This window comes from Undibacterium sp. CY21W (genome assembly GCF_014284265.1).
Taxonomy (GTDB): domain Bacteria; phylum Pseudomonadota; class Gammaproteobacteria; order Burkholderiales; family Burkholderiaceae_D; genus Undibacterium; species Undibacterium aquatile.
On sequence record NZ_JACOGE010000003.1, the window covers coordinates 361,817 to 376,204 of the forward strand.

Annotated in this window: 10 protein-coding genes and 1 pseudogene; 4 read left to right on the forward strand and 7 right to left on the reverse strand. The window is 48.1% G+C overall.

Annotation, left to right across the window (positions count from 1 at the left end):
• The first annotated feature begins 91 nt into the window (after positions 1-91).
• Complete coding sequence (locus H8K29_RS09655; RefSeq protein ID WP_186897404.1) at positions 92-4,159, forward strand: Pls/PosA family non-ribosomal peptide synthetase; 4,068 nt, start codon at positions 92-94, stop codon at positions 4,157-4,159.
• A gap of 17 nt (positions 4,160-4,176) precedes the next feature.
• On the forward strand, positions 4,177-4,794 hold the full coding sequence (locus H8K29_RS09660) for a 4'-phosphopantetheinyl transferase superfamily protein (protein ID WP_186897405.1): 618 nt from the start codon (positions 4,177-4,179) through the stop codon (positions 4,792-4,794).
• Positions 4,795-4,940: 146 nt separating this feature from the next.
• Here H8K29_RS09660 and H8K29_RS09665 read toward each other — a convergent pair whose 3' ends face one another.
• Both H8K29_RS09665 and H8K29_RS09670 read right to left on the reverse strand, forming a co-directional pair.
• The gene (locus H8K29_RS09665) at positions 4,941-5,168 is read right to left on the reverse strand and encodes a hypothetical protein (RefSeq protein ID WP_186883374.1); all 228 of its coding nucleotides are present in this window, start codon (positions 5,166-5,168) and stop codon (positions 4,941-4,943) included.
• 468 nt (positions 5,169-5,636) lie between these two features.
• Positions 5,637-5,894 (reverse strand): hypothetical protein, encoded by a 258-nt coding sequence (locus H8K29_RS09670; RefSeq protein WP_186897406.1) that lies wholly within the window; start codon positions 5,892-5,894, stop codon positions 5,637-5,639.
• A gap of 320 nt (positions 5,895-6,214) precedes the next feature.
• On the opposite strand from H8K29_RS09670, the gene H8K29_RS09675 reads away from it, so the two are divergent.
• Entirely contained in the window at positions 6,215-8,062 is a 1,848-nt protein-coding gene (locus H8K29_RS09675) for a P-loop ATPase, Sll1717 family (RefSeq protein ID WP_186897407.1), read from the forward strand.
• A gap of 138 nt (positions 8,063-8,200) precedes the next feature.
• Entirely contained in the window at positions 8,201-9,208 is a 1,008-nt protein-coding gene (locus H8K29_RS18190) for a site-specific integrase (protein WP_370527159.1), read from the forward strand.
• A 42-nt stretch (positions 9,209-9,250) separates the two neighbouring features.
• Here H8K29_RS18190 and H8K29_RS09685 read toward each other — a convergent pair whose 3' ends face one another.
• From H8K29_RS09685 to H8K29_RS09705, 5 genes and pseudogenes are all read right to left on the reverse strand, one after another.
• Positions 9,251-9,673: a type II toxin-antitoxin system HigA family antitoxin gene (locus tag H8K29_RS09685; RefSeq protein ID WP_186883380.1), complete on the reverse strand. Its 423-nt coding sequence runs from the start codon at positions 9,671-9,673 to the stop codon at positions 9,251-9,253.
• Positions 9,661-9,942: a type II toxin-antitoxin system HigB family toxin gene (locus H8K29_RS09690; RefSeq protein ID WP_186883381.1), complete on the reverse strand. Its 282-nt coding sequence runs from the start codon at positions 9,940-9,942 to the stop codon at positions 9,661-9,663. Before H8K29_RS09690 ends, H8K29_RS09685 begins: the two co-directional genes overlap by 13 nt.
• A 116-nt stretch (positions 9,943-10,058) precedes the next feature.
• Positions 10,059-10,442, reverse strand: a complete 384-nt coding sequence (gene tnpC, locus H8K29_RS09695) for a Tn3 family transposase post-transcriptional regulator TnpC (RefSeq protein WP_186897408.1) — start codon at positions 10,440-10,442, stop codon at positions 10,059-10,061.
• Positions 10,439-13,440, reverse strand: a pseudogene (locus H8K29_RS09700) (Tn3 family transposase). Before H8K29_RS09700 ends, tnpC begins: the two are co-directional and overlap by 4 nt.
• Before the next feature lie 146 nt (positions 13,441-13,586).
• Positions 13,587-14,246 (reverse strand): FAD-dependent monooxygenase, encoded by a 660-nt coding sequence (locus H8K29_RS09705; RefSeq protein WP_186897409.1) that lies wholly within the window; start codon positions 14,244-14,246, stop codon positions 13,587-13,589.
• Positions 14,247-14,388: the final 142 nt, after the last annotated feature.

Consider the following 14,388-nt stretch of genomic DNA (forward strand, 5'->3'; position numbering starts at 1 on the left):
TTATTCCCGCTTTCTGATCCAGATCAACTATCAACGCTGCCAGTAATAATTAAAACAATTAAACAATCGTCGTCACCACTTCTGAATACTTATGCCTTCGTCTAGCAGCACCCTTGTAAGCTCATCCGATAGCGGAATTTTGTATGGACAGTCTCAACCCGATCTGATTCGTAAAGAAATTCTTGCTGACATTCTGGAGGCTAGCGCCTCTCTTTATCCAGACAAAACGGCACTGATTTTTGAAGATCGTTCACTAACGTATGGTGAGTTAAATCTGGCTGCCGACCGTGTAGCTTCATTTTTGATTGCATCCGGAGTCAGCCCTGGGCAAATCGTGGGCTTGTGGTTGCCGCGTGGTATTAATCTGCTGGTGATGCAGGCGGGTATTGCGAAAACAGGCGCAGCCTGGTTGCCTTTTGATGCTGACACACCCGTTGACCGTATTGCCGTTTGTCTGGCAGACGCGAACGCCGTTGGTATTCTGAGTTGTGCCGAGTTTGAAGCGCAGTTGCATTCATCGCGTCATCAGGTCTGGATCGCAGAAACTGCGGCGGCACATCAGCCAGAAACATGGTTGCGACGTCGCGCCAGTGAACCAGATTATCCTGCCTATGTGATCTATACCTCAGGCTCGACGGGAAAACCCAAAGGCATCTTGGTCAGTCAGGCCAGCATCTGCCATTTTTTACGCAGTGAAAATCAGGTGTTAAGGATCCAATCGACTGATCGCGTCTATCAGGGATTTTCAGTGGCCTTCGATATGTCATTCGAAGAAATCTGGATCAGTTACCTGGTTGGCGCAACCTTATGGATAGCACCGAAAGCGATTACTGCCGACCCTGATCTTTTGCCTGTCGCGCTCGCTGAAAATCACATTACTGTATTGCATGCCGTCCCCACCCTGCTCGCTTTATTTTCGCAGGATGTTGCCAGCTTGCGTCTGATTAATCTTGGTGGCGAAATGTGCCCGGAAGCGCTGGTCAATCGCTGGAGCAAGCCGGGGCGGCAGATGTTTAATACCTATGGGCCAACAGAGGCGACGGTATCGGCCAGTCTTGCATCTTTGCAGCCACAGCAAGCTGTGACGATAGGCAAACCCTTGCCGAATTATTCGCTGATGGTGATTGCGACCGATATTGAACATGGTTTGCGCTTGTTGTCATGGGGAGAAACGGGCGAACTTTGCATTTCGGGACCGGGCGTTGCAACCGGTTATCTCGGGCGTCCCGATTTAACGGCAGAAAAATTTCTGCCGAATCCGTGGGCCAGACAAGCAAACGAAGCTCGTTTATACAGAACCGGCGATCTTGCCTGCATTCAGCCGGATGGCAGCGTGGTCTGTCTTGGACGTGCCGATGATCAGGTGAAGATTCGTGGTTTCCGGGTTGAGTTGGGGGAAATTGAAACCGTTCTTGCCCAGCAAACCGGTGTCGGCACCGTGGCCGTGGTCTTGCGTCAGGATCAGGGTATAGACCAGATCGTCGCTTTCATCGTTCGCGAAGACAATCATGCAGAAAATACGGTTGCACCGATGGCGATGCAATCCGACGCTGAGTTCGGTGCAGGCTTACGGGGTATACTCAGCGCGCTTCTGCCACCGTATATGGTGCCGTCGCGCTTTGAATTTATGAATGAAGTTCCGCGCCTGACCTCGGGGAAAATCGACCGCAACGAATTAAAACGATGTGTCTTACAAGCCGTAGTCGCATCCGGCGAATCGGACGTCGCAGAGTCCGCAACTGAGGAAGTGTTGTTCAGTGCGCTGGCAAGCTTATTCCCCGGACAGACGATACGGCGCAATGCTGATTTTTTTAATGATCTTGGCGGACATTCGCTGATGGCGGCAAAACTGGTTTCTGTATTACGAAAACATCCCCGGTTTGCGTATTTTAAGATTGCCGACATCTATCAGAAACGTAGTGTACAAGGTATTTCTGAGGTATTGGAGGCGGCTGGCCTGCTGCAGGATGCGACCCTCGCTGATGCTCAGGAAACCTGGAACCCGGCACCTGCCTGGAAACGCTGGATCTGCGGCGCGGCGCAGGCAGCCACGGTGCCGTGGCTGGTGGCGATGCGCATGGTGCAATGGCTGACGCCATTTTTTGCTTACCATTTTTTTACCGGCGACCCCGGCGACTCGATTACGCGCGCAGTGTTGTTGTCGGTTGGCGTGTTTTTATTGCTGACGGTAGCTGAATTCGCGATTGCGATTATCGGGAAATGGCTGATTGCCGGACGATTGAAACCCGGTCGTTATCCGTTGTGGGGCGTGACGTATTTCCGCTGGTGGTTGGCAGACCGGCTGGTCGATGCCGCACCAGTCTATATGCTGAGCGGTTCTGCATTGTATTCGTGGTGGTTACGTGCACTCGGCGCGAAGATAGGCCGCGATGTAATGATAGGTTCCATTACCTTGCGCGCGCCGGATTTGCTGTCCATCGGTGACGGTGCCAGCATAGGTAATGCAACGAATCTGGAAAATGTGCGGGTACAGCATGGTGAGCTCTTGATCGGCAGCATCAACATCGCCAAAGATGCTTACGTCGGTTCGTATTGCGTGCTCGAAGGAAATGTCGTTTTGGAAGAAGGCGCGCATCTGGAAGGGCAGTCCGCATTGGCGGAAGGTCAGACTATTCCACGGGATCGTATCTGGAAAGGATCGCCGGCAAAAGACATCGGCGCATTTGATGCCAATGCTTATCCAGCAAGGCCAGCTTACAGTAAGCTGCGCGCGATCGGAGAAAATACATTCTTCGTCGTGGGCTCGCTGTTTATCAGCGCGCTGTTTTTTATGCCGGTCTTCCCCAGTTTTGTGACGATAGACTGGTTCGATAATGCGGATAATTTCCCCTGGCTGCAAACCAATTCCGTTCCTTTGCAACTGGCCAAATATTTCATACTCGCGTTTCCAGCAACGGCTGTTCTGATCGTTTGTACAGCCTTGCTTTCTGCTGGCATACGCTGGAGCATTTTGCCGAAGTTAACTCCCGGTAGTTATGCGGTACATGGCAACATCTATTGCGGCAAGTGGCTGGTCAATCAAATTCAGGAATCGAGTCTGAATGTGCTGCATGGCGTGTATGCAACGGTATATGCGCCATTCTGGTACCGGATGCTGGGTGCCAAAGTCGGCAAAGGTGCAGAAATTTCGACAGCCTTGGGCGTGGTGCCGGACATGCTGATACTGGGCGATGAAACCTTTATCGCCGACGCCGTATTACTCGGCGATGAGCAGATAGATCGTGGCTGGATGACCATGCATCCAACGGTCATTTCGCGGCGTAGTTTTGTCGGCAACGGCGCCTACATCCCGGATGGAACAGTATTGCCCGAGAATGTGCTGATAGGCGTGCATACCTGCGCACCAGACAATGCGCAAATGAAAAATGGCGATACCTGGCTGGGTTCGCCACCGATCAATTTGCCGGCACGCGAAGAGGTCAAAGGTTTCCCTGAAAGTCTAACGTTCAAACCTTCAGTGATGCGACGCATAGGACGCACGCTGGTCGAAACTTTCCGGATTATTGCGCCCCATGCGATGGTGATTGCAGTCGGCTACACCGTCGTTCTTGATCTGATGCCGCTGGCGGGAGAAGACCGTTGGGCTGAAGTGTTGTACTACCTGGTCGCGGCAGGTTTGCTGTATGGGATAGGCAGCTTTGTCTTTGTACTGGTGTTGAAATGGCTGCTGATTTTCCGCTACAAGAAAGCCAGCGTACCCATGTGGACGCCATTTGTCTGGTTATCGGAAGGCATTACCAATTTATACGAAGGGATTGCTGTACCGAATTTCATGCGTTATCTGCGCGGTACACCGTGGTTACCGCTGGCATTCAACCTGCTCGGCTGCAAAATTGGGCGCGGTGTATATATGGATACCACGGATATTACTGAATTTGATTGCGTCAGCATTGGCGAACACAGCGAAATCAATGCCCTCGCCTGTCCGCAAACCCATTTATTTGAAGATCGCGTCATGAAAATTGATCACGTCAACATCGGTGAACGCGTTTACATGGGGCCGCGCAGTGCCGTGTTGTACAGCGCAGTTGTCGGTAATGATGCAAGCCTGGGGGCGCTGACGCTGGTCATGAAAGGGGAATTTATTCCTGCGAATTCGCATTGGCGCGGTTGCCCAGCTGCGATGACGGGCAAATAAGTACGAATGAGACAGACATGCAAGGCGTAAGTCTGCCAGCTTTTGCGGTATTTGACTGGGAAGCACAATGTCTGTCTGCTCTGGACTATTTCAGTCAACAGTCAAATGTGGTGATATGCCTGTCTTTCCCGCAAAATCTTCAACGCGAAACTGCCAGGCAACAACTGCATCTCGCCATCACTGAATTATTGATGCAGGCATTTTCTTGTACAGCGGAACAGATACGACTGATCCGTGTCGCAGGTAGCAGACTGCAATGCTTCATCGCTGCACAAGAAATTTTTATTTCCGTCAGCCATGAGCCCGGTTTATCGTTGGCCGCCATCAGTCAAAAACAACTGCCGGGTATCGATCTGATGGCAGTAAAGGCTATGGATGACTGGAAGGATGTTGCCGATATCTATTTTCCCCCTCAGCAAATCGCAGCACTACAACAGGCGCAAAACGATGAACGCGCAGCGCTGTTTGCGCAGTACTGGACGATGATGGAAGCACGTTTTAAATGTGCGGGCATTGCCATGACGGAGTACGACGAACACGTTCAGCAACAGATGGAGTCTGCTTTAAAAGACTGCTGCAGCTATGCACTGACGTTGCCCGCTGGCTATATCGGCGCGCTGATACTGCGACCCTGATCATTTTCCAGCCTTACCTGCAAGGCTACTGTTCAGACTGTTGCGCTTGCTGATACTGCTGCTACCCTATGGCATGCGCAAGCAATAACAAAAATAGCAAAATCAGGCGTGCATATTGCGAAGCATAAGGCGCGAATCCTCAGGGCTTACCAGTTTGCCTTGGATAAAATAATCAGCCATTTCTTGCAGAACAAAATTTCCAGATGCCCGGCCTGTATGCCTGTGGAGCAATCCAATACGGGATTGACGTAATACGCACGTTGTCTGTAATCGCGGCAGACAAATATCTCGCGACGACCTAAACGCAGTAAAAAAGAAGTTGGCGACAATTGCAGACTAAAACGCGTATCAAAAGACTGATCGAGGTATGCCATAAATGAATCTCCGGGTTGGTTATAAAGGCAGTTCATACTTTTTCTCTGACACTTGAAACACAGAGCATTTCCGGTCATTACAGAAAAATGCGAACTTCCCTGATACAAAAAAGATCTTGAAGGACATCATCGAGTGCATCGTTCAGTGAGGCTTTCATTCATCACTGACTCATCGTTTGTCCATGGAAAGTACTTTAACATAAAATACTGTATATGCAATCAGTATATTTAAAAGTGTCGCAAACTTTCCACTACTGAGAAATCTGCATATCGTCGCAAAGCATTAGCTGGCTTCACTTTCCAGCAATATTAGAGGTCGAGCCGAGATAAGGGTAAAAATAGCCCATAACACTTTTAGTTATAAAAATCATGCTTTTAATAACTAAAATTAGAAAATGTGGAAGAAGGGACTGGATTCCGGTTATTTTCGCCAAAAACGCTGCTTATTTCATTACTGTAGTTGTGCAACTAATCTTTCAACTCAATACCAAAATTTTTCCATAAAAATTTATAAATATTACGTCGATCGTTTAATGAAATATGCGAGGTAGACTCTAAATCGGATTTTTTATAAGCTAGCAAATGCCTTAACTTCGAAACACCAAGTCCTGCTAACGTTTCCCTCAAGATGCGAGCATCTCTTCCGAAGTCGGTTGTTTTTTGGAGGTCGGCTTCTGGATCCGGTGCAGAGATAGCACGAGGATGTTTCTGTTTGTAGGCATCCATAACTCTCTCCTCTCGAATCTCCTTTCCGCGCTCATCAAGGATTATTCTCAGCTTTCGAATGCTATTTTCGTCATTCCAATCGACAGAAAATGCTCGGATGTCTTCATTTGGCATTTTTTTATTGAGTTACTTAAGATCTTGCAAATCGCGTCGGCATATTCGATACGCTTGGGTACTCCGAATATTCGGACGCCGATGCTCTATCCTACCGACTCACTGGCTACATCGATCCAAAGCCGTTGCAAATATTGGAGGGGATCGACAATAAGGCACCTGCATACGTGGTTGAACCCCCACATAAAGGGGACGCGGCGACCATGATGACTTCGCGACTGAAGAAAACTCGCTATAGATATCGGAGTTTTAACCCCAGTGAAGACTCCCGCCTCTCTGCTACAGATGCCATTAAACAAGTATCTAGTTCAGCTGGTGTGCTGGTTTCTTTTGAGCCGGATAGCAAGGAATGGGCCGTCATTCATAACCTCAGAACCATGTTCGTGGCGGGCCTGGCAGATGGAATGGATAAACCTTGTCTGATTTTGGCTCCAAACGGATTCCAGGCTCCGCTTGATGTGCGAGATGACGTGAAGCACTACGCACATCCCGATGACATTGCCGAACATGTTGCATCCTTTGCTTTGGAGCTAACTGATTACTTGCAACTTGTGGAACCCCCTTTAAAGGTCTCCCATAATTCTTTACAAAATATGGCATTCGGCGACCCAACGGCAGAAAACGAAATGACCACGTTGAGCGCCTACTATATGCAGACCGAGCAGTTCACTCGGGCTGTGCGCGGAGAAGTAAACCTCGTTGTCGGGCGAAAGGGGGCAGGTAAGACAGCTTTGTTTTTGCAGTTACGCGATCGAATACGAGCTGACAAGCGAAACGTAATGGTCGATCTGAAACCAGAAGGCTATCAACTTATAAAATTGAAAGAAGATTTACTTTCCTATCTCACCGAAGGATCGCGGCAGCATTTGATAACGGCTTTTTGGGAATACCTTTTACTACTTGAAGTCACGTACAAGGTTTTGGAAAAAGATCGGACGACTCATAAACACAATCACGAGATATATGAAAAATATCTTGATCTTGAGGCTAGCTATAAGGTGGAAAATTTTTCTACCGAAGGCGATTTTTCCGAGCGCCTACTTGTTTTATCTAATCGAATAGCCTCCTCGTATCGAGCGCGTTTTGGTGAGTCGTCAGATGTCAAGCTAACGGTTGATGATGTGACGTCTTTGGTACACGCCCACGACATTCGATCATTACGACAAAAATTGTCCGACTATCTGAGCACAAAGCAATCTGTTTGGATATTGTTTGACAATCTTGATAAGGGTTGGAATACGGGTGGTGTCGATGAAATCGACATTATTGTTCTGCGTTGTCTCGTGGAGGCTGGGAGAAAAATTGAACGAGAGATGCGAAAGCACGAACACAAATTGTACTGCGTCATTTTCGTGCGAAATGATGTGTACGAATTGTTGATGAAAGGCAGCGCCGACTATGGCAAAGACATGCGCGCTGTTTTGGATTGGACTGATCCCGACATGCTGCGGGAAATGCTAAGGTTACGATTGGTGTCGGGCATGGATGGAGTCGAGTCAAACGTAACTTTCGAAAAAATATGGCGCGATATCTGTATATCTCATTATCGCGGAGAGGACACCTCTGCTTATTTTATTGAGCGATCCCTTATGCGCCCAAGAAACGTATTAAAGATTTTTGCCCATAGTAAAGGTTTCGCGATTAACTTTAACCACAGTAAGATTGAGGAAAGTGATATAGAAAAAGGCGTCAAAGCCTTTTCCCAGGATTTGCTCATCGAGTTAGACCATGAATTGTCTGATGTTTGCCCGGATGTTCCCGATTTGCTATATCACTTCATTGATCAGCCAAGCGAGGTGAGCAAGCACGAGCTAAATGCGACGCTTGCTAACGGTGGCGTGAGCGCAGATCAAGTAGAGAATATCTTCGGCTTTTTGCTCTACTACGGAGTGATTGGTCTTAAAACCGAGACCGGAGTTCAATACATTTTCGATGTTAACTATGATTCAAAAATATTAACTACGCGGGCGCAGCGCTTGGGTGAAAACGCCCGTTATGTATTTAACCCTGCATTTTGGGATGCTTTGGGCATTACGGACCAGTCATCACAATAGAAAGGCAGACGGATAAATTGCAAATTACGTAGACGAGCTCAATGCCCCTCAATAGGCTAGTCACTTGAATGAACACGCCGACTCCCCATTTGCATCGAAACTTACCACTAAGGTATGATCATTAATGTTTGCTATAGTGTGACGAATCGCAGACTCGTTTCAAGCTTCGCACTACCTATGAGCAAACTCGATCAGTACGTTCACGCGGCGACCCGGGACAACACACGTAACAGCTACCAATCTGCCGTGCGCCATTTTGAGGTCGAATGGGGTGGCTTTCTGCCGGCAACGGCAGACAGTGTGGCGCGCTATCTGGCCGATCATGCCGAGTCGCTTTCCATCAATACACTGCGTCAACGTCTTGCGGCACTCGCACAGTGGCATATCACCCAGGGATTCCCGGATCCCACCAAGGCTCCTATTGTGCGTAAAGTATTTCGCGGTATTCAGGCGCTGCATCCCGCACAAGGAAAACGCGCCAAACCGATGCAAATGGAGCAATTAGCTCAAGTCGTACTCTGGCTGGACCAGTCCATCGAGACGTCGCACCTAACCGGAAAGCATGCCGACGAACTACGCCATGTCCGGAATAAAGCGATTTTATTGCTGGGTTTCTGGCGCGGTTTTCGCGGTGACGAACTCACACGACTACAGATCGAGCACGTCGACGTCGTGTCCGGGGAAGGAATGAGTTGCTATTTTCCGCAAACGAAAGCTGACCGGCAATTCAAGGGCAGCAGCTTCAAGGCACCGGCATTGTCCCAATTATGCCCAGTGTCGGCTTATCTGGATTGGATTGAGTTGGCCGGTCTGCAGGCCGGACCGGTATTTCGCGCGATTGATCGCTGGGGTCATGTCAGCCAGGACGGATTACATGCGGACAGCCTGATCCCTTTGCTACGATCGCTGTTTCAAGAATCTGGCGTCGAATCGCCAATGCAATATAGCGCACACTCCTTGCGGCGTGGATTCGCGAATTGGGCGACGGCCAATGGCTGGGATATCAAAACCTTGATGGAGTACGTGGGCTGGAAAAATGTGCAATCGGCCATGCGTTATGTCGAGAGTGCCGACCCGTTTTCCAAGACCAGAATCAATACCATGCTTGCCTCCGGGGCTAAGGCGCTACAGGTTAAATCCGAATAGGTTATCGAGATAAATTCCAGCTTAGCACAAACAGCAAATAACTTATAAAAAAACGCTTGCAGGCACGTGAAAACGATCAGCCAGCGCCTTCATTTGGCGCACGTTTAAATCACGGATGCCGCGCAAAACTTCCGATACAACGCCCTGGCTACCCAGTTCCGGTAAATCTGATTGGGTAAGCTGATGTTGTGTCATCAGAAATTTCAGTGTCGCCACGGGCGAGACCGACTGTACAGCGGGCTGCATGTCTTCATAATCTGCGATTAACGAACCCAGACTATTGACCAGCTCGGCTAACGGAGACTTTTCATCTGCACCGCCGGCATCCATCAACTGATTCAATGCAACAATCGCGTTCTCATAGTCGGCATCGTTGTGTATGGATTTCAGCGGCACAAACTCAGTCAATGCCTGGTAACGCTCGGAAATTTCCTTGACTGTGGAGCGATCAATTACGGCTTCCATTTATCGTACTCCTTATGTGTAAAAACCTGCCGAACAAACAGCTTCTGCGTATCAAAATGAATCGCGCTGACGATCCTATATTTGTTGCCGCCAATATCAAACACGTAATACGTCTCGACCTTATCGACTGCGTTAAATGTGGCTTTAATCTCTGCAAAATTAGCAAATGGCCGGGATTCAATGATTTTTCGCCAGGCCTGCAGCGGCTCATGCGACAGCGAATACGTGGCAGAAAAATCCGTTAGGGCTTTATTGGATATGACTCTCATGGGCTCAGTATATCTCAATTTGAGATTATTTAGCGATCATTTTCTTAATACTTTCGCTGCTATAACACTGAAAATTCATTAAATTAATTGCTGCACGGATCGCATTCGAACGTCAATCAGTCATTGTTATCTAATGGCATGAGCTCGGACAAGGGGCGTAAGCGCTCAGAAAATTCTGAAAATAGCCTGGAAAAATCTGAAAATAGCCTGGAAAAATCTGAAAATTCAGAAACTAACTCCTCAGCCGCTTCCCATAGGGCCGTTTCCTGGGGTGGTACGGCCAAACGAGCACCATTTATCACAGTATGTGACATAGCGTGCAGGGCAATCAGATCGTCGCGAATGCCATTTACTCCCTCCAGGCGGACACGGATAGTGTCCAGTTGCTCAATCATTTCGAGGACATCCCCTGTGTCATAACTTTCTCTGAGCTGTTCTAATACGAGCGCATTCATGTCACCATATGGCGTAGGTATCACTTTCCCTTTTGGTACGGTCATTCAGCATTCCCCTCATTTCCCTTTTGCTTTGCATCGTCCGCGGCTTTGCGGAAAAGCGAATCGCGAATCCATTGCTCCGGCGCGCGTTTTAAATTGAGATGATAGTCACCAAATCGTTTGACGCCGCTGGTGATATACGGACTTAGGAAAGTCAGATCGTCCACATCAAATTTATGTCCTTCGGCAATCAAAGTTTGAATGACACGCATCATGTCGACGGTATTTTGCAAAATTACTGCAGCAGCGATCAGATCGTTATATCTCAGACGCTTTTGTTGTTCCTCGGGATCGTTTTGCGCGATGACGTCACCGCCAAATGAAAGCCACTTCGCAAAACCATTGTACGACTCCATCTTATTAGTCTCACCTGTAACTTCTTGCCGCATCTTGATATCCGAAATCCATTTCAACAAGAAGATTGTACGAACTGCACCGCCCATTTCACGCACGGCAGAGAATAATTTACTACGTCCATTTTTTGCGCTTAATTTCTTTAGTAATAAAGGCGAGGCGATACGACCCGCCTGAATTGACAGCGCAATACGCATCATGTTTTGCCATTCAGACTCAATGAGGTCCCAATTAGTTGTTGCAGTGAAAAGTCGGTCAATGTGCTTGTATCGAATTTTTTTCTCGGCGCGGTGAAGTTCTAGATCTTTCCAGTTACGAATCCTCGGCATCAAATTGATACCAAGTAAATAGGTGAAAGCAAAAACGGCCGCAGATTGCCCTTGCGTATCCGAATAAACGGTATCAGCTTCAACAGATAATTGCGCCTTTAACAACCCTTCAATAACGTAGATGGCTTCCCAAACGCCTGGGGCAATAAAATGGCGGAATACTGCGATATAGTTATTCGCCACATGGCGGTAAGCAACGGCCCCCATTTTCCGGTACCGAAAATGGAAACCGGCCAACAAATTTTCTTCGTAAAAATCGTATTGCGTACCGTCTGCGGCAACCGATTTACCGTCCCCCCATAGTTTCGGAAGATCTAGGCGTAAATGAAGCTCATTCAAGTCGCGAATTGCGGCATCCAGATTCTCAACTGTCATATGGCGACGATTCACGAAAGAAAGCATATGGGTAGTGACGTCGCCGGCCAGATGTCTTGCGGCCTGATTGGGACCGAGATTACAGCCCATCGCAAAAATCGTAAGCAGATAGCGTTCGGCCGCACGCTTAAGTTTTGGGTCCCTACCGGAGATTGGGCCAAAGTGTCGGGTGAATTTCACCCAGTGTTCGAGATTGGCAAGGACATCGAGCAAGTTCCTAGTCGGAAGCCGATTCATGATAGTACTTTGCAGAGCTATCGCGGACGAAGGAATTTCTTTCGCAACCACACGTTTGAGTATAGGCTCGCCATTCGAGCCAATAGACACGTCGCCATGGTGATCCGGGAAATTACGATCAACTTCTTCGGCCTTTTCTGTTAGTTTTTCCTTTAACATCGCGACGAAATCCTTCGCGTTATTCGGAAGTCCAACTTTTTCACAATAGGCTGGTAACAGCTTCTGGCATTCATCCCATGACAACAGCTGATCGCGATGGTCCGCAAACGTCTCAGAGCCAGCAACACACATGTCGCCTGAGCGCAGTTCGCTGGCTAAATGAGAAAAAACAACGAGTTCCAGATAACGCCGATTAGTCGGCTCTCCTTCATCGTGCGGTCGTTTTACTAATTTTTGCCACCTATCCGAAGCAAAGGACATATCCACTTCGTCCTCCATCCAATCAGTTCTGCGAGATTCGTTTTCGAGGACAATATTGAGCGCATCTGTTAGTGCGCGATTTTGTGTTGCGGCTTTGAACTCCAAAACGCGGGCAATGCGAAAAATTACAGCACGATGGCTAGTGAATGGTTTCCATAAAAGGGGTAAATGGTTTTTGCCACTCCATACGCGAATTGCTGCACATTCTTCTCTCAGTCGCTCCAGATCGCCGCCGGGAGCTAAGAGTTTCCGGATTTCCAATCCGGTTTTTTGATCATCAAGATCCTCGACCAAAATATCAAGAACACCGTCAAGTTTAGCGACCAGGCGTTCTGACAATGCTCTTTGTTTCAATTGGATAGAGGCCAATTCCTCTTTAGCTTTTTTATGAATGACGGCCATCCGGCGTATAAACATTTCAGCCAAATCATCTCGTGCCCGAACCCGCATATTGCGAACGAGTGGATAAGCGTGTAGCGCTTCTCCAAGTTCAGATCTTTTAGTTCTGCGGCATCAAGTGCCATTGCCTGACTGGAAAAATGCCTTAATTTTGATATCGGAATTCCCTCAAGAGGTTTATCCACGTCGATGATAGATTCCAACCAGATTAACTGATCCAGGACATTTTCTAAGTGCTTCTTAGATGCACGTTTAGCACTTCGTTTAATCTGATGAAACTGTGTCTGTCGTTGTGCAAAATCAGTAATTAACAGGTTGTCCAAGAAGTCCTTTTGTTCTTGGTTGAGACGCTTAGCAACTCGTCGAAATACTTGATCTTGAATAGTTGTATGTACTTGTTCCGCAATCTTATCCAGCGTACTAAACGCAGGTAATTCGTAATGGAGTCCGATCAACTCTTCAACCGTCGCATTGATAATATCGGTGCGCATGTCAGCGACCTGCGCAGCTTCCCGCGCGATACGTATTGCTAACTTCCTGGCTTCTGCGCCTTCAAATGTAGCAATGCCCAAGTATTTGCGTATTGCTGCGTGATGCCGGTATAGCGTGGTTGTGCTTTTATAGTGAATATTAGAGGCAGTCGGAAAACCGCGGACAGTAGCAATATGAGAAATAATTTCGGCTGGAATTTCATCTATCTGGGGAAAGTAGTGAAGCTGCTCAAAACATTTAAGGAGCACCAAAACACTGAGCTGGCTGCCCTGGCCTCGGGCTAAGGTAGCGACCCATTCGATTTCTTCTGCCGAAGGTGTGTAGTATGTTTGAATGTCCCGGCTTGGAAGCACGGTCGGGAAACGAGGGTACGCGGTACGTTCAATCGATGCCATTCATGCCTCCAATATTTGGAATGGCAAATATTATAACTACGTCGAACTAAAAATATATATTGTCCTTGGTGTATTTATCTCAAATTTTTCCAAGCTTCACTAATTCAAATTATTGAGATATTTTTAAAACCTTATAACCAAAAGTATTATGGGCTATTTTTACCCGTATCTCGGCTCAACCCCAGATACTGATCCGCCTCCTGGCACTTGAACAGTACACTGCGGACTGTCCGGATATTTCCCACACCTTCCCGTGCAATGCCAAGACGTTCGCGAATGGGACTGTCGGCGCCATCTGTTGCTATCATGTAATCGGCTGAGATTGCATAATCTCGACCAGCATTTCGATCCCGTAACTGCACGACAATACTATCGCCACGATCCTCGAAATGTAGCAACTCAGTGCTGTAGCGAAGATCTGCACCGAACTCTAGCGCTGCCATGCGCAGGATAGGTTCAAGTTTGTCCTGCGCAATGGCCGCTCCCGTATTGGGTGACAGGCCAGTATTGTGCGTGTCGGCTTCGCCGGGCGTCCAAGCCTGTTCACCTTGCCATTCGCCAACAAGACTTGATGCCTTAACGCGGCGTAAGCGGAAATTTTGAGGTGTTTGGGGTATACGGTCGGCAATACCAACCATGCGGCAGTGCTCCAGCGTGGTTTCGGTATAACCCATGGCACGCGGATGAGTGGAGCTGCCGGAGTGCTTTTCTACTAAGATATGAGGTATTCCGCGCCAAGCGAGAAAGACAGATGCAGATAAACCAACAAGGCTACCACCAACGATGAGAACAGGAGTAAGTGACATGATTCGTCCTTAATATTTGGCCATTGAATTAGCCATAAACAGAATTAGGACGTGTGCTTACCGTGAAGAAAACTTTGGATGGAAAACGGGATTTACCGTTTCGTTTGTCGATCAAAGGCTCCACGAGAAATCGGCGCACGTC

Coding starts and splice junctions, on each gene's coding strand:
- H8K29_RS09655 (WP_186897404.1), top strand. CDS start 92: ATGCCTTCGTCTAGCAGCACCCTTGTAAGCTCATCCGATAGCGGAATT.
- H8K29_RS09660 (WP_186897405.1), top strand. CDS start 4,177: ATGCAAGGCGTAAGTCTGCCAGCTTTTGCGGTATTTGACTGGGAAGCA.
- H8K29_RS09665 (WP_186883374.1), bottom strand. CDS start 5,168: ATGGCATACCTCGATCAGTCTTTTGATACGCGTTTTAGTCTGCAATTG.
- H8K29_RS09670 (WP_186897406.1), bottom strand. CDS start 5,894: ATGGATGCCTACAAACAGAAACATCCTCGTGCTATCTCTGCACCGGAT.
- H8K29_RS09675 (WP_186897407.1), top strand. CDS start 6,215: ATGACTTCGCGACTGAAGAAAACTCGCTATAGATATCGGAGTTTTAAC.
- H8K29_RS09685 (WP_186883380.1), bottom strand. CDS start 9,673: ATGGAAGCCGTAATTGATCGCTCCACAGTCAAGGAAATTTCCGAGCGT.
- H8K29_RS09690 (WP_186883381.1), bottom strand. CDS start 9,942: ATGAGAGTCATATCCAATAAAGCCCTAACGGATTTTTCTGCCACGTAT.
- tnpC (WP_186897408.1), bottom strand. CDS start 10,442: ATGACCGTACCAAAAGGGAAAGTGATACCTACGCCATATGGTGACATG.
- H8K29_RS09705 (WP_186897409.1), bottom strand. CDS start 14,246: ATGTCACTTACTCCTGTTCTCATCGTTGGTGGTAGCCTTGTTGGTTTA.